Origin of the sequence: Streptomyces sp. NBC_01142 (assembly GCF_026341125.1) — a bacterium.
GTDB lineage: Bacteria > Actinomycetota > Actinomycetes > Streptomycetales > Streptomycetaceae > Streptomyces.
Window position 1 is genome coordinate 434688 of sequence record NZ_JAPEOR010000001.1, and the last position, 18325, is coordinate 453012.

Sequence of the window (18325 nt, forward strand, 5' to 3'; positions counted from 1 at the left end):
ACTTACACCGAAGGGACAACCATGGAAGCCAGGGCCCAGGCGCGGTACATCCGCGTCACGCCCATGAAGGCCCGCCGAGTGGTGGACCTCATCCGTGGCATGGATGCCACGGAGGCTCAGGCGGTCCTGCGTTTCGCCCCGCAGGCCGCGAGCGTGCCGGTTGGCAAGGTGCTTGACAGCGCCATTGCCAATGCTGCACACAACTACGACCACACCGACGCCTCTTCGCTGGTCATCAGCGAGGCGTACGTGGACGAGGGTCCGACCCTGAAGCGGTTCCGTCCGCGTGCTCAGGGCCGTGCCTACCGGATCCGTAAGCGGACCAGCCACATCACCGTGGTCGTCAGCAGCAAGGAAGGAACCCGGTAATGGGCCAGAAGGTTAACCCGCATGGGTTCCGGCTCGGCATCACCACGGACTTCAAGTCCCGCTGGTACGCCGACAAGCTGTACAAGGACTACGTCAAGGAAGACGTTGCCATTCGTCGCATGATGACGAAGGGCATGGAGCGTGCCGGTATCTCGAAGGTTGAGATCGAGCGCACCCGCGACCGCGTCCGCGTTGACATCCACACCGCCCGCCCGGGCATCGTCATCGGCCGCCGTGGCGCCGAGGCCGACCGCATCCGTGGCGAGCTGGAGAAGCTGACCGGCAAGCAGGTCCAGCTGAACATCCTCGAGGTCAAGAACCCCGAGGTGGACGCTCAGCTGGTGGCCCAGGCCGTCGCCGAGCAGCTCTCCTCCCGCGTCTCCTTCCGTCGCGCCATGCGTAAGAGCATGCAGGGCACGATGAAGGCCGGCGCCAAGGGCATCAAGATCCAGTGCGGTGGCCGCCTCGGCGGCGCCGAGATGTCCCGCTCGGAGTTCTACCGCGAGGGCCGCGTGCCCCTGCACACGCTCCGTGCGAACGTCGACTACGGCTTCTTCGAGGCCAAGACGACCTTCGGCCGTATCGGTGTGAAGGTCTGGATCTACAAGGGCGACGTCAAGAACATCGCCGAGGTCCGCGCCGAGAACGCTGCGGCCCGTGCGGGTAACCGCCCGGCCCGTGGTGGCGCCGGCGACCGTCCGGCCGGTGGCCGTGGCGGTCGTGGTGGCGAGCGGGGCGGCCGCGGTGGTCGCAAGCCGCAGCAGTCTGCGCCGGCAGCCGAGGCCTCCAAGGCCGAGGCTCCCGCCGCTGCCGCTGCTCCGGCTGCTGAGAGCACCGGAACGGAGGCCTGACCGAAATGCTGATCCCCCGTAGGGTCAAGCACCGCAAGCAGCACCACCCGAAGCGCAGCGGTATGTCCAAGGGTGGTACGCAGGTTGCGTTCGGCGAGTACGGCATTCAGGCCCTCACTCCGGCGTACGTGACCAACCGCCAGATCGAGGCGGCTCGTATCGCGATGACCCGCCACATCAAGCGTGGCGGCAAGGTCTGGATCAACATTTACCCGGACCGCCCGCTCACGAAGAAGCCTGCCGAGACCCGCATGGGTTCCGGTAAGGGTTCCCCCGAGTGGTGGATCGCGAACGTCAAGCCCGGTCGGGTGATGTTCGAGCTGTCCTACCCGAACGAGAAGATTGCGCGTGAGGCGCTTACCCGCGCTGCTCACAAGCTTCCGATGAAGTGCCGGATCGTTCGGCGCGAGGCAGGTGAGTCGTGATGTCGGCCGGTACCAAGGCGTCCGAGCTGCGTGAGCTGGGCAACGAGGAGCTTGTTGGCAAGCTTCGCGAGGCCAAGGAAGAGCTGTTCAATCTCCGCTTCCAGGCGGCGACTGGTCAGCTCGAGAACCACGGTCGGCTCAAGGCCGTCCGCAAGGACATCGCGCGGATCTACACCCTGATGCGTGAGCGCGAGCTGGGCATCGAGACGGTGGAGAGCGCCTGATGAGCGAGAGCAACGTGACTGAGAAGAAGACCGACCGCGGATTCCGCAAGACCCGTGAGGGTCTGGTCGTCAGCGACAAGATGGACAAGACCGTCGTCGTCGCTGTCGAGGACCGCGTCAAGCACGCGCTGTACGGCAAGGTCATCCGCCGTACGAACAAGCTCAAGGCGCACGACGAGCAGAACGCTGCCGGCGTCGGCGACCGCGTCCTCATCATGGAGACGCGTCCGCTGTCGGCGAGCAAGCGCTGGCGCATCGTCGAGATCCTCGAGAAGGCCAAGTAATTACCTGAGGGGTTTCCCTCAGGTCGGTTCCGCCAGGCTCGGTGGGGACTGCGCTGTGAGATTCAGAAGCAGCCAGTCCCCGCCGGGAACCGGCAGACAATCAGGAGATAGACGTGATCCAGCAGGAGTCGCGACTGCGTGTCGCCGACAACACTGGTGCCAAGGAAGTCCTTTGCATCCGTGTTCTCGGTGGCTCGGGTCGCCGCTACGCGGGCATCGGTGACGTCATTGTCGCCACCGTCAAGGACGCGATCCCCGGCGGCAACGTGAAGAAGGGTGACGTCGTCAAGGCGGTCATCGTTCGCACCGTCAAGGAGCGTCGTCGTCAGGACGGCTCGTACATCCGCTTCGACGAGAACGCCGCCGTCATTCTGAAGAACGACGGCGACCCTCGTGGCACCCGTATCTTCGGCCCGGTGGGCCGTGAGCTGCGCGAGAAGAAGTTCATGAAGATCATCTCGCTCGCGCCGGAGGTGCTGTAAGCATGAAGATCAAGAAGGGCGACCTGGTTCAGGTCATCACCGGCAAGGACAAGGGCAAGCAGGGCAAGGTCATTCAGGCCTTCCCCCGCGAGGACCGCGTCCTGGTCGAGGGTGTCAACCGGGTCAAGAAGCACACCAAGGCCGGACAGACCGCTCGTGGTTCGCAGACCGGCGGCATCGTGACCACCGAAGCCCCTGTCCACGTCAGCAACGTTCAGCTGGTTGTGGAGAAGGACGGCAACAAGGTCGTCACCCGCGTCGGCTACCGCTTTGACGACGAGGGCAACAAGATCCGCGTTGCCAAGCGGACCGGTGAGGACATCTGATGACTGCCACCACCAACGCGCCGCGTCTGAAGCTGCGCTACCGCGAGGAGATCACCGGCAAGCTGCGTGAGGAGTTCTCCTACGAGAACGTCATGCAGATCCCCGGTCTCGTCAAGATCGTGGTCAACATGGGTGTGGGCGACGCCGCCCGCGACTCCAAGCTGATCGACGGCGCGATTCGCGACCTCACCACGATCACCGGCCAGAAGCCGGCCGTCACCAAGGCCCGGAAGTCCATCGCGCAGTTCAAGCTGCGTGAGGGTCAGCCGATCGGCTGCCACGTCACCCTCCGTGGTGACCGCATGTGGGAGTTCCTGGACCGTACGCTGTCGCTCGCGCTGCCGCGTATCCGTGACTTCCGTGGTCTGTCGCCGAAGCAGTTCGACGGCCGTGGTAACTACACCTTCGGTCTCACGGAGCAGGTCATGTTCCACGAGATCGACCAGGACAAGATCGACCGGGTCCGGGGCATGGACATCACCGTGGTCACCACGGCGACCAACGACGACGAGGGTCGTGCCCTCCTTCGTCACCTCGGCTTCCCGTTCAAGGAGAACTGACCGTGGCGAAGAAGGCTCTGATCGCTAAGGCCGCCCGCAAGCCGAAGTTCGGTGTGCGCGCGTACACCCGCTGCCAGCGCTGCGGCCGGCCCCACTCCGTCTACCGCAAGTTCGGCCTGTGCCGCGTGTGCCTTCGTGAGATGGCTCACCGTGGCGAGCTGCCGGGCGTGACCAAGAGCTCCTGGTAATTCCCGTACGCCCAAAGGGCAGTACGAGCATTACCGGAAGCTCTCGGTAAGTATCTGGTCGGCGGGAGCCCTCCTCCACATGCCGTAGGCTTGTGGGGTTGGGCGCCCGTCGCCCTGACCGACTTACTACGCCGTAGGTCCCCGCACCGCACCCGTCCCGCCACTGAGTGGGGAGAGGGATGGCGCATACAGGAAACCCCGGCGAGAGAGGCCGAAGGCCAATTCATGACCATGACTGATCCGATCGCGGACATGCTGACTCGTCTGCGTAACGCGAACTCGGCGTACCACGACACCGTGGCTATGCCGCACAGCAAGATCAAGTCGCACATCGCGGAGATCCTCCAGCAGGAGGGCTTCATCACCGGCTGGAAGGTCGAGGACGCCGAGGTCGGCAAGAGCCTCGTTCTCGAGCTGAAGTTCGGCCCGAACCGTGAGCGCTCCATTGCGGGCATCAAGCGGATCTCGAAGCCGGGTCTGCGTGTGTACGCGAAGTCCACCAACCTGCCGAGGGTCCTTGGCGGCCTGGGCGTGGCGATCATCTCCACGTCCCACGGTCTTCTGACCGGCCAGCAGGCAGGCAAGAAGGGCGTAGGTGGGGAAGTCCTCGCCTACGTCTGGTAGTCGGGAACGGAGGAAAAGCTAATGTCGCGAATCGGCAAGCTCCCCATCCAGGTTCCCGCCGGTGTGGACGTCACCATCGATGGCCGTACGGTCGCGGTGAAGGGCCCCAAGGGTGCCCTCTCCCACACCGTCGCCGCGCCGATCGAGATCGTTAAGGGTGAGGACGGCGTTCTGAACGTCACCCGCCCGAACGACGAGCGTCAGAACAAGGCTCTGCACGGCCTGTCCCGCACGCTGGTGGCGAACATGATCACCGGCGTGACCCAGGGTTACGTCAAGGCGCTCGAGATCAGCGGTGTCGGTTACCGCGTCGCCGCGAAGGGCTCCAACCTGGAGTTCCAGCTCGGTTACAGCCACTCGATCCTGGTGGAGGCGCCCGAGGGCATCTCCTTCAAGGTCGAGTCGCCGACCAAGTTCTCGGTCGAGGGCATCGACAAGCAGAAGGTCGGCGAGGTCGCCGCGAACATCCGCAAGCTGCGTAAGCCCGACCCGTACAAGGCCAAGGGCGTCAAGTACGCGGGCGAGGTCATCCGCCGCAAGGTCGGAAAGGCGGGTAAGTAAGCCATGGCATACGGTGTAAAGATCGCCAAGGGCGACGCGTACAAGCGCGCTGCCATCAAGCGCCGCCACATCCGCGTCCGCAAGCACGTCTCCGGCACGCCGGAGCGTCCGCGCCTGGTCGTGACGCGCTCCAACCGCAACATCGTTGCGCAGGTCATCGACGACATCGCGGGCCACACGCTCGCGTCGGCGTCGACCCTGGACGCTTCGATCCGCGGTGGCGAGGGCGACAAGAGCGCCCAGGCCCAGCAGGTCGGCGCGCTGGTGGCCGAGCGTGCGAAGGCTGCCGGCGTCGAGGCTGTCGTGTTCGACCGTGGTGGCAACAGGTACGCCGGGCGCATTGCCGCTCTGGCTGACGCCGCCCGCGAAGCCGGGCTGAAGTTCTAAGCCCCGGTTCCGGGACTAACGGACGTAACAGAGAGAGGTAAATCCAATGGCTGGACCCCAGCGCCGCGGAAGCGGTGCCGGTGGCGGCGAGCGGCGGGACCGGAAGGGTCGCGACGGTGGCCCTGCCGCCGAAAAGACCGCATACGTTGAGCGCGTTGTCGCGATCAACCGCGTCGCCAAGGTTGTCAAGGGTGGTCGCCGCTTCAGCTTCACCGCGCTGGTCGTGGTGGGCGACGGTGACGGCACCGTAGGTGTCGGATACGGCAAGGCCAAGGAAGTTCCCGCGGCCATCGCCAAGGGCGTGGAAGAGGCCAAGAAGAACTTCTTCAAGGTTCCGCGCATCCAGGGCACCATTCCTCACCCGATCACGGGCGAGCGTGCCGCGGGCGTCGTGCTGCTGAAGCCGGCTGCTCCCGGTACCGGTGTTATCGCCGGTGGCCCGGTGCGCGCCGTTCTGGAGTGCGCCGGCGTTCACGACATCCTGTCGAAGTCGCTCGGCTCTTCCAACGCGATCAACATCGTGCACGCGACCGTGGCGGCCCTCAAGGGCCTGCAGCGTCCCGAGGAGATCGCGGCTCGCCGTGGTCTGCCCCTCGAGGACGTCGCCCCCGCGGCTCTGCTTCGTGCACGTGCGGGAGCGGGTGCGTAATGGCCCGTCTCAAGATCACGCAGACGAAGTCGTACATCGGTAGCAAGCAGAACCACCGCGACACCCTTCGTTCGCTCGGGCTGAAGCGCCTGCACGACGTGGTTGTCAAGGAGGACCGCCCCGAGTTCCGCGGAATGGTGCACACCGTCCGCCACCTCGTGACGGTTGAGGAGGTCGACTGACATGGCGGAGCAGAACCCGCTGAAGGTCCACAACCTCCGTCCTGCCCCGGGCGCCAAGACTGCCAAGACCCGTGTGGGTCGTGGTGAGGCGTCCAAGGGTAAGACCGCAGGTCGTGGTACCAAGGGCACCAAGGCCCGTTACCAGGTTCCGGAGCGCTTCGAGGGTGGGCAGATGCCCCTCCACATGCGTCTCCCGAAGCTCAAGGGCTTCAAGAACCCGTTCCGCACCGAGTACCAGGTCGTGAACCTGGACAAGCTCGGCGCTCTCTACCCCGAGGGTGGAGAGGTCACTGTCGCCGATCTGGTCGACAAGGGCGCGGTTCGCAAGAACAGCCTCGTCAAGGTCCTGGGCCAGGGCGAGATCTCCGTGGCGCTGCAGGTGACGGTTGACGCCGTCTCCGGCTCCGCCAAGGAGAAGATTGCCGCTGCCGGCGGCACCGTCACCGAGCTCGTCTGAGACGAGTTCAGTGGCTGAAAGCTGAAAACCGACCGGGGATGCCTCCCAAAAGGGGCATCCCCGGTTGGTCGTTCCTAGGGGGGCACTGTCGCCGGTAAGGTGGCGTGCACTGTTGCTGTAAACACAGGGGGTTTTGCCCCTTGGCCGTGTGGTCCGCCCGACCGGGACCGTGCGGGATTGCTGATTCGTATTCGTCGATCCTCAATACCGTCACCTCTGACGCAGTAGCGCGGGGGTCGCAGGAGGCACCGTGCTCACCGCGTTCGCCCGGGCGTTCAAGACGCCCGACCTGCGCAAGAAGCTGCTCTTCACACTCGCCATCATCGTGCTGTACCGACTGGGGTCGCACATCCCGGTCCCGGGCGTGAGTTACCAGAACGTACAGATCTGTGTAGAAGCGGCCCAGAAGGGCAACAACGGACTGTTCGGCCTGGTGAACATGTTCAGCGGCGGGGCGCTGCTGCAGATCACCATCTTTGCGCTCGGCATCATGCCGTACATCACGGCGAGCATCATCCTGCAGCTGCTGACCGTGGTCATTCCGCGGCTGGAGGCCCTCAAGAAGGAGGGCCAGTCCGGCACTGCGAAGATCACGCAGTACACGCGTTACCTGACCGTGGCGCTTGCCGTGCTGCAGGGCACCGGCCTGGTGGCCACGGCCCGCAGTGGTGCGCTCTTCAGCGGCTGCCGGGTGTCCACGCAGATCGTGCCCGACCGGTCGATCTTCACCACCGTCGTCATGGTCGTCACCATGACCGCGGGTACGGCGGCGGTCATGTGGCTCGGTGAGCTCATCACCGACCGCGGTATCGGCAACGGCATGTCGATCCTGATGTTCATCTCGATCGCGGCCGGCTTCCCGGGCGCCCTGTGGGCCATCAAGGAGAGCGGCAAGCTCGCCGGAGGCTGGATCGAGTTCAGCACGGTCATCCTGATCGGCTTCGTGATGGTCGGGCTCGTGGTCTTCGTCGAACAGGCCCAGCGCCGGATCCCGGTGCAGTACGCGAAGCGCATGATCGGCCGGAAGTCGTACGGCGGAACGTCCACATATATCCCGCTCAAGGTGAACCAGGCGGGTGTGATTCCCGTCATCTTCGCCTCGTCGCTGCTCTACATCCCGCTGCTGGTCGTTCAGTTCGGCGGCGGTAATTCAGCGTGGGCCACCTGGATCCAGCAGCACATGGTGGACGGTAAGCCGCCGCACACCGTCGTTTACTTCCTTCTGATCGTGTTCTTCGCCTTCTTCTATGTGGCGATTACGTTCAACCCCCAGGAAGTCGCCGACAACATGAAGAAGTATGGTGGCTTCATCCCGGGGATCCGGGCCGGTCGACCCACCGCCGAGTACCTGAGCTACGTGCTCAACAGGATCACTTGGCCGGGCTCGCTGTACTTGGGTCTGATCGCTCTTGTGCCGACGATGGCGTTGGCAGGCTTCGGCGGCGCGAACCAGAACTTCCCGTTCGGCGGGACGAGCATCCTGATCATCGTGGGTGTGGGTCTGGAAACCGTGAAGCAGATCGAGAGCCAGCTCCAGCAGCGCAATTACGAAGGGTTCCTCCGCTGATGCGAATCGTCCTCGTCGGACCGCCCGGTGCCGGCAAGGGAACGCAGGCTGCGTACCTTGCCAAGAACCTGTCGATCCCGCACATCTCCACGGGCGACCTCTTCCGCGCCAACATCTCCCAGGGCACGGAGCTCGGGAAGCAGGCCAAGGCGTATATGGACGCCGGCAACCTCGTACCCGACGAGATCACCATCGCGATGGCCAAGGACCGCATGTCCCAGCCGGACGCCCAGAACGGCTTCCTGCTGGACGGCTTCCCGCGCAATGTCTCGCAGGCCCAGGCACTCGACGAGATGCTGAATTCCGAGGGCATGAAGCTGGACGCCGTGCTCGACCTGGAGGTCGAGGAGGACGAGGTCGTCAAGCGGATCGCCGGCCGCCGGATCTGCCGCAACGACAGTGCGCACGTCTTCCACGTGACGTACAACCCGCCGAAGACGGAGGGTGTCTGCGACGCGTGCGGCGGCGAGCTGTACCAGCGCGACGACGACACCGAGGAGACCGTGCGCAGGCGGCTCGAGGTCTACCACACGCAGACCGAGCCGATCATCGACTACTACAAGGCCCAGGGCCTGGTGGTCACCATCTCCGCGCTGGGCAAGGTCACCGAGGTGACGCAGCGGGCGATGGAGGCACTGCAGGTGGACCGGGCCGCACAGGCCTGAGTCGCAGCAGTACGCAGCAGAGCAGTACGTACGAGTACGGCCGCGGTGTCCTAGGGGCGCCGCGGCCGTATTGTTGAGTAGCCCTTTGTCGAGTCGACCCAGAAAGGCGCCAGCCGCAATGGTGCAGATCAAGACCCCCGAGCAGATCGCGAAGATGCGTGAGGCGGGACTGGTCGTCGCCGCCATTCACGCGGCGACCCGTGAGGCAGCGGTGCCCGGCGCCACCACGAAGGATCTGGACGAGGTCGCCCGCAAGGTGATCGCCGACCACGGTGCGAAGTCGAACTTCCTGGGGTACGGCGGGTTCCCCGCGACGATCTGCACCTCGGTCAACGAGGTGGTCGTCCATGGCATCCCGGACGACAAGACCGTCCTCAAGGACGGCGACATCATCTCCATCGACGCCGGTGCGATCATCGACGGCTGGCACGGCGACGCCGCGTACACCGCCTTCGTCGGCACCGGTCACTCGCCGCAGCTGGTCGAGCTCTCCCGGGTCACCGAGGAGTCGATGTGGGCCGGTATCGCCGCGATGAAGAACGGCAACCGGCTCATCGACGTCTCCCGCGCCATCGAGACGTACATCCGCCGCCAGCCGCGTCCGGTCTCCGGCAAGTACGGGATCATCGAGGAGTACGGCGGCCACGGCATCGGCACCGAGATGCACATGGATCCGCATCTGCTGAACTACGTCTCCAAGAAGCGCGGCCGCGGCCCGAAGCTGGTCCCCGGCTTCTGCCTGGCGATCGAGCCGATGGTCTCGCTGGGCACTCCGCACACCGAGGTGCTGCAGGACGACTGGACGGTCATCACCACGGACGGCACCTGGTCCTCCCACTGGGAGCACTCGGTCGCGGTGACCGAGGAGGGGCCGCTGGTGCTGACCGCACCGGACGGCGGCAGGGCGAAGCTCGCGGAGCTGGGCATCACCGCGGCGCCGGACCCCCTGGCATGATGATCTACGTTGTAGGGCAAACTTCCCCGATTCGTCTTTCCGGGTGCCCTGACGTAGACTGACTCGTCGGCTCTCGTGCACCCGCATGTCTTCATGCGCGCACGGAGCTGATCAAGGTAGCCGATTCGAAAGGCGAAGCGTGGCCAAGAAGCAAGGTGCCATCGAAATCGAGGGCACCGTGATCGAGTCTCTCCCGAACGCCATGTTCAAGGTGGAGCTCCAGAACGGTCACAAGGTCCTCGCGCACATCAGCGGCAAGATGCGGATGCACTACATCCGTATCCTCCCGGATGACCGGGTCGTGGTGGAGCTCTCTCCGTACGACCTGACGCGTGGCCGGATCGTCTACCGATACAAGTAGATCTTGCCCGCACCACGCTTCGGCGCGGTGGGTGGCACTGACCCGGAGAACCTGACATCCCATGAAGGTCAAGCCGAGCGTCAAGAAGATCTGCGACAAGTGCAAGGTGATCCGCCGTCACGGTCGGGTCATGGTCATCTGCGACAACCTGCGCCACAAGCAGCGCCAGGGCTGAAGCACGACCTGCACCTCGCAGTACTTCGCGCGACGCACGTAATACGTACATACGCAGCACCCGACGCCCAGTGATGGGCTCGACACCCCCGGCGGAGGCCGGGGACCCGGAAGCACGCCTCGGTACCCCGTTGGGGGAGGCGGCCCGGGAGCGGTCCTGCGGAAGACCTCCGAAATCAACAGGAGCCATGAATGGCACGCCTTTCCGGCGTTGACCTCCCGCGCGAAAAGCGCGTTGAGATCGCCCTCACCTACGTCTTTGGCATCGGGCGCACCCGGTCCAAGGAGGCCCTCGCCGCCACCGGTGTCAACCCCAACACCCGCGTTCGTGACCTGGCCGAAGAAGACCTGGTCAAGCTCCGCGAGTACGTGGACGCCAACCTCAAGACCGAGGGTGACCTCCGTCGCGAGATCCAGGCCGACATCCGCCGCAAGGTCGAGATCGGCTGCTACCAGGGTCTGCGCCACCGCCGTGGCCTCCCGGTCCACGGCCAGCGCACCAGCACGAACGCTCGTACCCGCAAGGGCCCGCGTCGCGCGATCGCCGGCAAGAAGAAGCCGGGCAAGAAGTAGTCCTCAGCAGGACGCATTGCGGTCTTTCGGGGGGCGACTCCCGGATCCCCGCACATCAAGCGGTCTTCGCTGTAGGACCGACCACCTCCCGTAGGAGATATAGATGCCCCCCAAGGGTCGTCAGGGCGCTGCCAAGAAGGTGCGCCGCAAGGAAAAGAAGAACGTCGCTCACGGGCACGCCCACATCAAGAGCACGTTCAACAACACGATCGTCTCGATCACCGACCCCTCGGGCAACGTGATCTCCTGGGCCTCCGCCGGCCACGTCGGCTTCAAGGGCTCGCGCAAGTCCACCCCCTTCGCCGCGCAGATGGCCGCCGAGTCGGCCGCCCGCCGCGCGCAGGAGCACGGCATGCGCAAGGTCGACGTCTTCGTCAAGGGTCCCGGCTCCGGCCGTGAGACCGCGATCCGCTCCCTCCAGGCCACGGGCCTCGAGGTCGGTTCGATCCAGGACGTCACCCCCACCCCGCACAACGGCTGCCGCCCCCCGAAGCGGAGGCGCGTCTGACCCCAGATGCTTGACGCATCTGTGGTTTCGGCCGCTTTTTCGGCTTGAAGGTTCGGGCGGTACGGCTCTTCGGGGGCGTGCCGCCCGTACCCTTGCGGTACCAGCAGTACATCAGGACATCAAATAGTGGGTGTCCATGACTGAAGGATTCACAACATGCTGATCGCTCAGCGCCCCTCGCTGACCGAAGAGGTCGTCGACGAGTACCGCTCCCGGTTCGTGATCGAGCCCCTGGAGCCGGGCTTCGGCTACACCCTCGGCAACTCCCTGCGTCGTACGCTCCTCTCCTCGATCCCGGGTGCGGCTGTCACGTCCATCCGTATCGACGGTGTCCTGCACGAGTTCACCACCGTGCCGGGCGTCAAGGAGGACGTCACCGACCTCATCCTGAACATCAAGCAGCTGGTCGTCTCCTCGGAGCACGACGAGCCGGTCGTGATGTACCTGCGCAAGCAGGGTCCCGGCCTGGTCACCGCTGCTGACATCGCCCCGCCGGCCGGCGTCGAGGTCCACAACCCGGACCTCGTTCTCGCGACGCTGAACGGCAAGGGCAAGCTGGAGATGGAGCTGACCGTCGAGCGCGGTCGCGGCTACGTCTCCGCCGTGCAGAACAAGCAGGTGGGCCAGGAGATCGGCCGTATTCCGGTCGACTCCATCTACTCGCCGGTGCTCAAGGTCACGTACAAGGTCGAGGCGACCCGTGTCGAGCAGCGCACCGACTTCGACAAGCTGATCGTCGATGTCGAGACCAAGCAGGCCATGCGTCCGCGTGACGCCATGGCGTCGGCCGGTAAGACCCTGGTCGAGCTGTTCGGTCTGGCGCGCGAGCTCAACATCGACGCCGAGGGCATCGACATGGGTCCGTCCCCGACGGACGCCGCGCTCGCTGCCGACCTGGCGCTGCCGATCGAGGAGCTCGAGCTCACCGTTCGTTCGTACAACTGCCTCAAGCGCGAGGGCATCCACTCCGTGGGTGAGCTCGTGGCGCGTTCCGAGGCGGACCTGCTCGACATCCGCAACTTCGGTGCGAAGTCGATCGACGAGGTCAAGGCGAAGCTGGCCGGCATGGGCCTGGCCCTCAAGGACAGCCCGCCCGGATTCGACCCGACCGCCGCTGCGGACGCCTTCGGCGCGGACGACGACGCGGACGCCGGCTTCGTGGAGACCGAGCAGTACTGATCGCCTTACGGCAGGGGTGCCCGGGATCTTCCGGGTGCCCCGCGCCGGGGCTGAGGCTCTGTCCTCAAAACGCCGGACGGACGGTAAGCCGCCGTCCGCGCGTGCACCTGACTTCCGTGGGGCGGCCGCCTCGCGGGAACTGACACCGGTACCTGATACGGCCGGTGCAGCACACAAGGAGAAACACCATGCCGCGTCCCGCAAAGGGTGCCCGTCTGGGCGGCAGCGCCGCGCACGAGAAGCTGCTTCTGGCGAACCTCGCCAAGTCGCTGTTCGAGCACGGCCGCATCACCACGACCGAGGCCAAGGCCCGCCGCCTGCGTCCGGTCGCCGAGCGCCTGATCACCAAGGCGAAGAAGGGCGACATCCACAACCGTCGCCTGGTGCTGCAGTCGATCACGGACAAGGGCGTTGTCCACACGCTCTTCACCGAGATCGCTCCCCGCTACGCCGAGCGCCCGGGTGGCTACACCCGTATCACCAAGATCGGCAACCGTCGTGGCGACAACGCCCCGATGGCTGTGATCGAGCTGGTCGAGGGTGAGATCGCGAAGAAGGCGACCGTCGACGAGGCCGAGGCCGCTACCAAGCGCGCGGTCAAGGAAGACGCCCTCAAGAAGGACGAGCCCAAGGGCGAGTCCGAGGACGCCGCTCCGGCGGCCGACGAGTCCAAGGACGCCTGAGCGTTCTGAGGCTGACGGACGGGCCCGTATCCCTTCGGGGGTGCGGGCCCGTTCCGCTTTGAGAGGATCAGCGCGTGAGCGATGAGGTGGAGCCCGGGTGCGTCCGGGTGCGGCTGGATCTGTCGTACGACGGCAAGGACTTCTCCGGGTGGGCGAAGCAGCCCAGCGGCCGGCGCACGGTCCAGGGTGAGATCGAGGACGCGCTGCGTACGGTGACGCGGTCCTCGCGGACGTACGAGCTGACCGTCGCGGGGCGTACCGATGCCGGTGTGCACGCGCGCGGGCAGGTGGCGCACGTCGATCTGCCGCAGGACGTATGGGCCGAGCACCGGGACAAGCTGCTGCGGCGGCTTGCCGGGCGGCTCTCCCACGATGTGCGGGTGTGGCGGGTCGCCGAGGCGCCCGCCGGGTTCAACGCGCGCTTCTCGGCGGTCTGGCGGCGGTACGCGTACCGGGTGACCGACAACCCCGGGGGCGTGGATCCGCTGCTGCGCGGTCATGTGCTGTGGCACGACTGGGCGTTGGACGTCGACGCCATGAACGCCGCGGCCGCCGGGCTGGTCGGGGAGCACGACTTCGCGGCGTACTGCAAGAAGCGCGAGGGCGCCACGACCATCCGTACGCTGCAGAAGCTTCAGTGGGAGCGGGACGCGAGCGGGGTCATCACGGCGACCGTGCGGGCAGACGCCTTCTGCCACAACATGGTGCGCTCGCTGGTCGGCGCCCTGCTGTTCGTCGGTGACGGGCACCGGCCGGTGGAGTGGCCGGCGAAGGTGCTGGCCGCGGGGGTACGGGACTCGGCCGTCCATGTGGTGCGGCCGCACGGCCTGACGCTGGAGGAAGTCGGCTACCCCGCCGACGAGTTGCTGGCCGCCCGGAGCCGGGAGGCCCGCAATATGCGCACCCTGCCCGTCCTGCCCGGGTCTGCCGCCGACGGGAGCGGTGGCTGCTGCTGAGGCAGAGGGCCACCGTCCCCCCGCGCGGGCGGATCAGGCGCGCCCGGCGCCCTGTGCGTCGCACAGCCGGATCGGCGGTACCGGGCTGCGGTGTGCCCTCGGTCCGCCCGGATCAGCCCGCGGCGGGAGCGGTGGCCGCCGCCGAGGCCTGGGCCTCGCCGCGGCGCACGATCTGACGGAAGGTGAACTCCGCCAGGTCGTCGCCCGTCTGGAAGGCCTTGGCGTCGCTCTTGGTGACGGACTTGGCCTTGGTGTAGCCGGTGGCGGTGAAGTAGGCGTACCGGCCGTAGGAGTTGGACACGAAGCGGCAGACCGGGCCGCCCTTGCAGAAGGCGGGGACGCCCGAGCCGGCGAGCGGGGTGATGTTGCCGTCGGCCTGCTGCTGGGCCTTCTTCGCCTCCGCCTCGGTACCGAAGACCGCGACACCGATGGTGACCGCGATGCCGTCCTTGCTGTACGTGGCACGGAAGACCTGGTCGCAGCCGTTGGCGTCGAGGACCGAGCCGAGGGCGCCCTGGGTGGCGGCGGCGCAGTTGCCGGTGCGGGCCGTGGCGTGCTTGGCGTAGACGCGGTCGCCCATCGTCAGCTTCTTGCCGGGGAAGAGGGTGTCGGCGCTCAGCGGCGCCGTGTCCTTCTTCTCGTTGGAGATGAAGTCCTTCGGGTTGGGCGGGGGCAGGGGTGCCACCGAGGAGAAGGACGGATCGGGCTGGGTGGTGTCCTTGGGCAGGTCGGTGGGCGCGGGCAGTTCGCTCGCGTTCTTGTCCGAGGCCCGGTTGCTGTCGTCACTGTTGGAGGAGACGATCGCGGTCGCCACGATGCCGGCGATGGCGGCGGTGGCGAGCGCTCCGCCGCCGACCAGCAGCCACCTCCTGCGACGGGCGCGGGCGGCGGAGGCGTCCGCGAGCGCGGCCCAGTCCGGTGCGGCGCCGCTGCCGGAGCTGCCGTATCCGCCGGATCCGAGTCCGTACGGATCCGGTGCGGCCGGCCCGGATCCGTACGGGTCCTGGCTCTGTCCTCGGTACGGGTCCTGGTTCTGTCCACCGGGGCCCCACTGAGGTCCCCCTTGCCCAAAGCTCATGCCGCGCATCCTAAACCTGTTAGGCGGAGGCGGTAACGGCAGCGAGAATCGGAGCATGGGACATCTTGAGGCCGCGCATCTGGAGTACTACCTACCGGACGGACGGGTGCTCCTCGGCGATGCCTCGTTCCGGGTGGGTGAGGGCGCGGTGGTCGCCCTGGTAGGGGCGAACGGCGCCGGGAAGACAACGCTGCTGCGGCTGATGGCCGGGGAACTTCAGCCGCACGGCGGGACGGTGACGGTCAGTGGCGGGCTGGGTGTGATGCAGCAGTTCGTCGGGTCGGTGCGGGACGAGCGTACGGTCCGGGACCTGCTGGTGTCGGTCGCCCAGCCCCGGATCAGGGAAGCGGCCGCCGCGGTGGACGCCGCCGAGCACGGGATCCTGACGGTCGACGACGAGGCCGCCCAGATGCGGTACGCGCAGGCGCTGAGCGACTGGGCGGAGGCGCGGGGGTACGAGGCCGAGACCGTCTGGGACATGTGCACGACGGCGGCGCTGGGTGTCCCGTACGAGAAGGCGCAGTGGCGCGAGCTGAAGACGCTCAGCGGGGGCGAGCAGAAGCGGCTGGTGCTGGAGGCGCTGCTGCGGGGCCCCGACGAGGTGCTGCTGCTCGACGAGCCGGACAACTATCTGGACGTGCCGGGCAAGCGGTGGCTCGAGGAGCGGCTGAAGGAGACCCGTAAGACGGTCCTCTTCGTCTCCCACGACCGGGAGCTGCTGGCGCGGACGGCCGAGCGGATCGTGAGTGTGGAGCCCAGTCCGGCGGGGTCGGACGTATGGGTGCACGGAGGCGGCTTCGGTACCTACCACGCGGCGCGCAAGGAACGCTTCGCGCGGTTCGAGGAGCTGAAGCGGCGCTGGGACGAGGAGCACGCCCGTCTCAGGGCCCTGGTGCTGCGGCTGCGGCAGCAGGCGGCGAGCAGCCCCGACATGGCGTCGCGGTACCGGGCGATGCAGACCCGCTTCAAGAAGTTCGAGGAGGCGGGGCCGCCGCCGGAGCCGCCGCGCGAGCAGGAGATCCGGATGCGGCTGCGGGGCGGCCGGACCGGGGTGCGGGCGCTGACCTGCGCGGGGCTCGAGCTGACCGGTCTGATGAAGCCGTTCGACCTGGAGATCTTCTACGGGGAGCGGGTCGCGGTGCTCGGGTCGAACGGGTCCGGCAAGTCGCACTTCCTGCGGCTGATGGCGGGGGACGGGTCGGTGGCGCACACGGGGGAGTGGAAGCTGGGCGCGCGGGTGGTGCCCGGGCACTTCGCGCAGACCCACGCGCATCCCGAGCTGCTGGGGCGCACACTGGTCGACATCCTGTGGACGGAGCACGCGAAGGACCGGGGCGGCGCGATGAGTGTGCTGCGGCGGTACGAGCTGGAGCGGCAGGGGGACCAGCCCTTCGAGAAGCTGTCGGGCGGACAGCAGGCGCGGTTCCAGATTCTGCTGCTGGAGCTCGAGGGGACGACGGCACTGCTGCTCGACGAGCCGACCGACAACCTGGACCTGGAGAGCGCGGAGGCGCTGCAGGACGGGCTGGAGGCGTACGAGGGCACGGTGCTGGCGGTCACGCACGACAGGTGGTTCGCCCGGTCCTTCGACCGGTATCTGGTGTTCGGCTCGGACGGTGTGGTGCGGGAGACGGCGGAGCCGGTGTGGGACGAGCGGAGGGTGGAGCGCGCCCGCTAGGGCGGGCGCGTTTTGACCCATACGGGGCTGCGCGGGTAGTCTCGTCGATTGTTATGCGTATTGGCTTCGTCGTTCTCACGCGAAGGGCCCTTACGTAGGTTCCCTGGAGCAGTTTCCAGTGGCTCGCATACGGGCTTCGTCCCCGGCATTGTGAGCCCCAGCTGCATGATCGCTTCAGAGGATTTCGTGTGTCTGGAACCCATCCACCGAAGAAGCGAAGGCTACGACCGTGCGTACGTACAGCCCCAAGCCCGGCGATGTCACGCGCCAGTGGCACATCATCGACGCGCAGGACATCGTCCTGGGCCGTCTGGCGACTACGGCAGCGAACCTCCTCCGGGGCAAGCACAAGCCGATCTACGCCCCCCACATGGACATGGGCGACTTCGTCATCATCGTCAACGCCGAGAAGGTTCACCTTTCCGGCAACAAGAAGACCCAGAAGATGGCGTACCGCCACTCCGGCTACCCGGGTGGTCTCCGCTCGGTCCGCTACGACGAGCTTCTCGCCAAGAGCCCGGAGAAGGCTGTGGAGAAGGCCATCAAGGGCATGATCCCCAAGAACACCCTGGGCCGTCAGATGCTCTCGAAGCTGAAGATCTACGCGGGCGCCGAGCACCCGCACGCTGCTCAGCAGCCGGTCCCGTTCGAGATCACCCAGGTCGCGCAGTAGTTCCGGCCACCCCCTAAGACGTACAGAAAGATCTGAGGAGAATCGTGGCCGAGACCACTGCAGAGACGACCGCCGACGACGTGGCGGGCACCGAGGCCGAAGAGACCTTCGCCGAGGTGACCACCTTCGAGTCGGAGGTTCCCGTCGAGGGTGAGTACACCAGCGAGTCGCTGGCCTCCCGCTTCGGCGACCCGCAGCCCGCGGCCGGCCTTGGCCGTCGCAAGAACGCCATCGCCCGCGTCCGGATCGTTCCGGGCACCGGCAAGTGGAAGATCAACGGTCGCACCCTTGAGGAGTACTTCCCCAACAAGGTGCACCAGCAGGAAGTCAACGAGCCCTTCAAGGTGCTCGAGCTCGACAACCGCTACGACGTCATCGCCCGCATCTCGGGTGGCGGCGTCTCGGGTCAGGCCGGTGCCCTGCGCCTCGGCGTGGCCCGCGCCCTGAACGAGGCGGACGTGGACAACAACCGCGCCCCGCTGAAGAAGGCCGGCTTCCTCTCCCGCGACGACCGTGCGGTCGAGCGCAAGAAGGCCGGTCTCAAGAAGGCCCGCAAGGCCCCGCAGTACAGCAAGCGCTAAATCGCACGCTGGCCTGTACGGCTTTTCGTTCGCCCCGGCGGCACTCAGTGCCGCCGGGGCGTTCGTTTATGGACCACCTCGGGCGTATAACGGGCCTGGACGCCCAGAGGCCTGGATTTTCGGAG

At 66.6% G+C, this 18325-nt stretch carries 29 protein-coding genes; 28 read left to right on the forward strand and 1 reads right to left on the reverse strand.

Annotation, left to right across the window (positions count from 1 at the left end; genetic code table 11):
* Positions 1–21: 21 nt before the first annotated feature.
* From rplV to truA, 25 genes are all read left to right on the forward strand, one after another.
* Positions 22–369 (forward strand): 50S ribosomal protein L22, encoded by a 348-nt coding sequence (rplV, locus tag OG883_RS02175; RefSeq protein WP_004571827.1) that lies wholly within the window; start codon positions 22–24, stop codon positions 367–369.
* The gene (gene rpsC, locus OG883_RS02180; RefSeq protein WP_266534135.1) at positions 369–1220 is read left to right on the forward strand and encodes a 30S ribosomal protein S3; all 852 of its coding nucleotides are present in this window, start codon (positions 369–371) and stop codon (positions 1218–1220) included. Before rplV ends, rpsC begins: the two co-directional genes overlap by 1 nt.
* A gap of 5 nt (positions 1221–1225) precedes the next feature.
* A complete protein-coding gene (gene rplP, locus OG883_RS02185; protein ID WP_014047785.1) occupies positions 1226–1645 on the forward strand; it encodes a 50S ribosomal protein L16 in 420 nt (139 codons plus the stop codon).
* On the forward strand, positions 1645–1869 hold the full coding sequence (rpmC, locus tag OG883_RS02190) for a 50S ribosomal protein L29 (RefSeq protein WP_071273166.1): 225 nt from the start codon (positions 1645–1647) through the stop codon (positions 1867–1869). The genes rplP and rpmC overlap by 1 nt, the downstream gene beginning before the upstream one ends.
* Positions 1869–2153 (forward strand): 30S ribosomal protein S17, encoded by a 285-nt coding sequence (rpsQ, locus tag OG883_RS02195; protein WP_266534143.1) that lies wholly within the window; start codon positions 1869–1871, stop codon positions 2151–2153. Before rpmC ends, rpsQ begins: the two co-directional genes overlap by 1 nt.
* Before the next feature lie 113 nt (positions 2154–2266).
* Positions 2267–2635: a 50S ribosomal protein L14 gene (gene rplN, locus OG883_RS02200; protein ID WP_266534146.1), complete on the forward strand. Its 369-nt coding sequence runs from the start codon at positions 2267–2269 to the stop codon at positions 2633–2635.
* Between the two features lie 2 nt (positions 2636–2637).
* A complete protein-coding gene (gene rplX, locus OG883_RS02205; RefSeq protein WP_108151516.1) occupies positions 2638–2961 on the forward strand; it encodes a 50S ribosomal protein L24 in 324 nt (107 codons plus the stop codon).
* The gene (gene rplE / locus OG883_RS02210) at positions 2961–3521 is read left to right on the forward strand and encodes a 50S ribosomal protein L5 (protein WP_266534150.1); all 561 of its coding nucleotides are present in this window, start codon (positions 2961–2963) and stop codon (positions 3519–3521) included. Before rplX ends, rplE begins: the two co-directional genes overlap by 1 nt.
* Positions 3522–3523: 2 nt before the next feature.
* Positions 3524–3709, forward strand: a complete 186-nt coding sequence (locus OG883_RS02215; protein WP_003956452.1) for a type Z 30S ribosomal protein S14 — start codon at positions 3524–3526, stop codon at positions 3707–3709.
* Between the two features lie 225 nt (positions 3710–3934).
* The gene (gene rpsH / locus OG883_RS02220; protein ID WP_266534153.1) at positions 3935–4333 is read left to right on the forward strand and encodes a 30S ribosomal protein S8; all 399 of its coding nucleotides are present in this window, start codon (positions 3935–3937) and stop codon (positions 4331–4333) included.
* Positions 4334–4354: 21 nt separating this feature from the next.
* Positions 4355–4894: a 50S ribosomal protein L6 gene (gene rplF / locus OG883_RS02225; protein ID WP_266534157.1), complete on the forward strand. Its 540-nt coding sequence runs from the start codon at positions 4355–4357 to the stop codon at positions 4892–4894.
* Between the two features lie 3 nt (positions 4895–4897).
* Positions 4898–5281 (forward strand): 50S ribosomal protein L18, encoded by a 384-nt coding sequence (gene rplR / locus OG883_RS02230; RefSeq protein WP_266534160.1) that lies wholly within the window; start codon positions 4898–4900, stop codon positions 5279–5281.
* 46 nt (positions 5282–5327) lie between these two features.
* Positions 5328–5930: a 30S ribosomal protein S5 gene (gene rpsE / locus OG883_RS02235; RefSeq protein WP_266534163.1), complete on the forward strand. Its 603-nt coding sequence runs from the start codon at positions 5328–5330 to the stop codon at positions 5928–5930.
* Entirely contained in the window at positions 5930–6112 is a 183-nt protein-coding gene (rpmD, locus tag OG883_RS02240) for a 50S ribosomal protein L30 (protein WP_018550611.1), read from the forward strand. The genes rpsE and rpmD overlap by 1 nt, the downstream gene beginning before the upstream one ends.
* Before the next feature lies 1 nt (position 6113).
* On the forward strand, positions 6114–6569 hold the full coding sequence (rplO, locus tag OG883_RS02245) for a 50S ribosomal protein L15 (protein WP_266534166.1): 456 nt from the start codon (positions 6114–6116) through the stop codon (positions 6567–6569).
* A gap of 250 nt (positions 6570–6819) precedes the next feature.
* On the forward strand, positions 6820–8136 hold the full coding sequence (secY, locus tag OG883_RS02250) for a preprotein translocase subunit SecY (RefSeq protein WP_266534169.1): 1317 nt from the start codon (positions 6820–6822) through the stop codon (positions 8134–8136).
* Complete coding sequence (locus OG883_RS02255; protein WP_266534172.1) at positions 8136–8801, forward strand: adenylate kinase; 666 nt, start codon at positions 8136–8138, stop codon at positions 8799–8801. Before secY ends, OG883_RS02255 begins: the two co-directional genes overlap by 1 nt.
* Before the next feature lie 118 nt (positions 8802–8919).
* Entirely contained in the window at positions 8920–9756 is an 837-nt protein-coding gene (map, locus tag OG883_RS02260; RefSeq protein WP_266534183.1) for a type I methionyl aminopeptidase, read from the forward strand.
* Positions 9757–9895: 139 nt separating this feature from the next.
* The gene (gene infA, locus OG883_RS02265) at positions 9896–10117 is read left to right on the forward strand and encodes a translation initiation factor IF-1 (RefSeq protein ID WP_003956442.1); all 222 of its coding nucleotides are present in this window, start codon (positions 9896–9898) and stop codon (positions 10115–10117) included.
* A gap of 61 nt (positions 10118–10178) precedes the next feature.
* A complete protein-coding gene (rpmJ, locus tag OG883_RS02270) occupies positions 10179–10292 on the forward strand; it encodes a 50S ribosomal protein L36 (protein WP_003956441.1) in 114 nt (37 codons plus the stop codon).
* Between the two features lie 191 nt (positions 10293–10483).
* Positions 10484–10864: a 30S ribosomal protein S13 gene (rpsM, locus tag OG883_RS02275; protein ID WP_266534185.1), complete on the forward strand. Its 381-nt coding sequence runs from the start codon at positions 10484–10486 to the stop codon at positions 10862–10864.
* 103 nt (positions 10865–10967) lie between these two features.
* On the forward strand, positions 10968–11372 hold the full coding sequence (gene rpsK, locus OG883_RS02280) for a 30S ribosomal protein S11 (RefSeq protein WP_003956432.1): 405 nt from the start codon (positions 10968–10970) through the stop codon (positions 11370–11372).
* A 156-nt stretch (positions 11373–11528) separates the two neighbouring features.
* Entirely contained in the window at positions 11529–12551 is a 1023-nt protein-coding gene (locus tag OG883_RS02285; protein ID WP_003956430.1) for a DNA-directed RNA polymerase subunit alpha, read from the forward strand.
* Between the two features lie 188 nt (positions 12552–12739).
* Positions 12740–13234: a 50S ribosomal protein L17 gene (gene rplQ / locus OG883_RS02290; protein ID WP_266534186.1), complete on the forward strand. Its 495-nt coding sequence runs from the start codon at positions 12740–12742 to the stop codon at positions 13232–13234.
* A 74-nt stretch (positions 13235–13308) separates the two neighbouring features.
* Positions 13309–14190: a tRNA pseudouridine(38-40) synthase TruA gene (truA, locus tag OG883_RS02295; RefSeq protein WP_266534189.1), complete on the forward strand. Its 882-nt coding sequence runs from the start codon at positions 13309–13311 to the stop codon at positions 14188–14190.
* A 112-nt stretch (positions 14191–14302) separates the two neighbouring features.
* Here truA and OG883_RS02300 read toward each other — a convergent pair whose 3' ends face one another.
* Complete coding sequence (locus tag OG883_RS02300) at positions 14303–15268, reverse strand: hypothetical protein (protein WP_266534191.1); 966 nt, start codon at positions 15266–15268, stop codon at positions 14303–14305.
* Positions 15269–15323: 55 nt separating this feature from the next.
* On the opposite strand from OG883_RS02300, the gene OG883_RS02305 reads away from it, so the two are divergent.
* The 3 genes from OG883_RS02305 to rpsI all read left to right on the forward strand — a co-directional run bounded on the left by OG883_RS02305 (position 15324) and on the right by rpsI (position 18200).
* The gene (locus tag OG883_RS02305) at positions 15324–16946 is read left to right on the forward strand and encodes an ATP-binding cassette domain-containing protein (RefSeq protein WP_266534193.1); all 1623 of its coding nucleotides are present in this window, start codon (positions 15324–15326) and stop codon (positions 16944–16946) included.
* Positions 16947–17175: 229 nt separating this feature from the next.
* On the forward strand, positions 17176–17619 hold the full coding sequence (gene rplM, locus OG883_RS02310; RefSeq protein WP_266534195.1) for a 50S ribosomal protein L13: 444 nt from the start codon (positions 17176–17178) through the stop codon (positions 17617–17619).
* 80 nt (positions 17620–17699) lie between these two features.
* Complete coding sequence (rpsI, locus tag OG883_RS02315) at positions 17700–18200, forward strand: 30S ribosomal protein S9 (protein WP_266541163.1); 501 nt, start codon at positions 17700–17702, stop codon at positions 18198–18200.
* Positions 18201–18325 lie beyond the last annotated feature (125 nt).

What these genes read in the sequence shown, in the direction of transcription:
- rplV (WP_004571827.1), top strand. Translation starts at nt 22, where the DNA reads ATGGAAGCCAGGGCCCAGGCGCGGTACATCCGCGTCACGCCCATGAAG.
- rpsC (WP_266534135.1), top strand. Translation starts at nt 369, where the DNA reads ATGGGCCAGAAGGTTAACCCGCATGGGTTCCGGCTCGGCATCACCACG.
- rplP (WP_014047785.1), top strand. Translation starts at nt 1,226, where the DNA reads ATGCTGATCCCCCGTAGGGTCAAGCACCGCAAGCAGCACCACCCGAAG.
- rpmC (WP_071273166.1), top strand. Translation starts at nt 1,645, where the DNA reads ATGTCGGCCGGTACCAAGGCGTCCGAGCTGCGTGAGCTGGGCAACGAG.
- rpsQ (WP_266534143.1), top strand. Translation starts at nt 1,869, where the DNA reads ATGAGCGAGAGCAACGTGACTGAGAAGAAGACCGACCGCGGATTCCGC.
- rplX (WP_108151516.1), top strand. Translation starts at nt 2,638, where the DNA reads ATGAAGATCAAGAAGGGCGACCTGGTTCAGGTCATCACCGGCAAGGAC.
- rplE (WP_266534150.1), top strand. Translation starts at nt 2,961, where the DNA reads ATGACTGCCACCACCAACGCGCCGCGTCTGAAGCTGCGCTACCGCGAG.
- rpsH (WP_266534153.1), top strand. Translation starts at nt 3,935, where the DNA reads ATGACCATGACTGATCCGATCGCGGACATGCTGACTCGTCTGCGTAAC.
- rplF (WP_266534157.1), top strand. Translation starts at nt 4,355, where the DNA reads ATGTCGCGAATCGGCAAGCTCCCCATCCAGGTTCCCGCCGGTGTGGAC.
- rplR (WP_266534160.1), top strand. Translation starts at nt 4,898, where the DNA reads ATGGCATACGGTGTAAAGATCGCCAAGGGCGACGCGTACAAGCGCGCT.
- rpsE (WP_266534163.1), top strand. Translation starts at nt 5,328, where the DNA reads ATGGCTGGACCCCAGCGCCGCGGAAGCGGTGCCGGTGGCGGCGAGCGG.
- rpmD (WP_018550611.1), top strand. Translation starts at nt 5,930, where the DNA reads ATGGCCCGTCTCAAGATCACGCAGACGAAGTCGTACATCGGTAGCAAG.
- rplO (WP_266534166.1), top strand. Translation starts at nt 6,114, where the DNA reads ATGGCGGAGCAGAACCCGCTGAAGGTCCACAACCTCCGTCCTGCCCCG.
- OG883_RS02255 (WP_266534172.1), top strand. Translation starts at nt 8,136, where the DNA reads ATGCGAATCGTCCTCGTCGGACCGCCCGGTGCCGGCAAGGGAACGCAG.
- map (WP_266534183.1), top strand. Translation starts at nt 8,920, where the DNA reads ATGGTGCAGATCAAGACCCCCGAGCAGATCGCGAAGATGCGTGAGGCG.
- rpmJ (WP_003956441.1), top strand. Translation starts at nt 10,179, where the DNA reads ATGAAGGTCAAGCCGAGCGTCAAGAAGATCTGCGACAAGTGCAAGGTG.
- rpsM (WP_266534185.1), top strand. Translation starts at nt 10,484, where the DNA reads ATGGCACGCCTTTCCGGCGTTGACCTCCCGCGCGAAAAGCGCGTTGAG.
- rpsK (WP_003956432.1), top strand. Translation starts at nt 10,968, where the DNA reads ATGCCCCCCAAGGGTCGTCAGGGCGCTGCCAAGAAGGTGCGCCGCAAG.
- OG883_RS02285 (WP_003956430.1), top strand. Translation starts at nt 11,529, where the DNA reads ATGCTGATCGCTCAGCGCCCCTCGCTGACCGAAGAGGTCGTCGACGAG.
- rplQ (WP_266534186.1), top strand. Translation starts at nt 12,740, where the DNA reads ATGCCGCGTCCCGCAAAGGGTGCCCGTCTGGGCGGCAGCGCCGCGCAC.
- OG883_RS02300 (WP_266534191.1), bottom strand. Translation starts at nt 15,268, where the DNA reads ATGAGCTTTGGGCAAGGGGGACCTCAGTGGGGCCCCGGTGGACAGAAC.
- OG883_RS02305 (WP_266534193.1), top strand. Translation starts at nt 15,324, where the DNA reads ATGGGACATCTTGAGGCCGCGCATCTGGAGTACTACCTACCGGACGGA.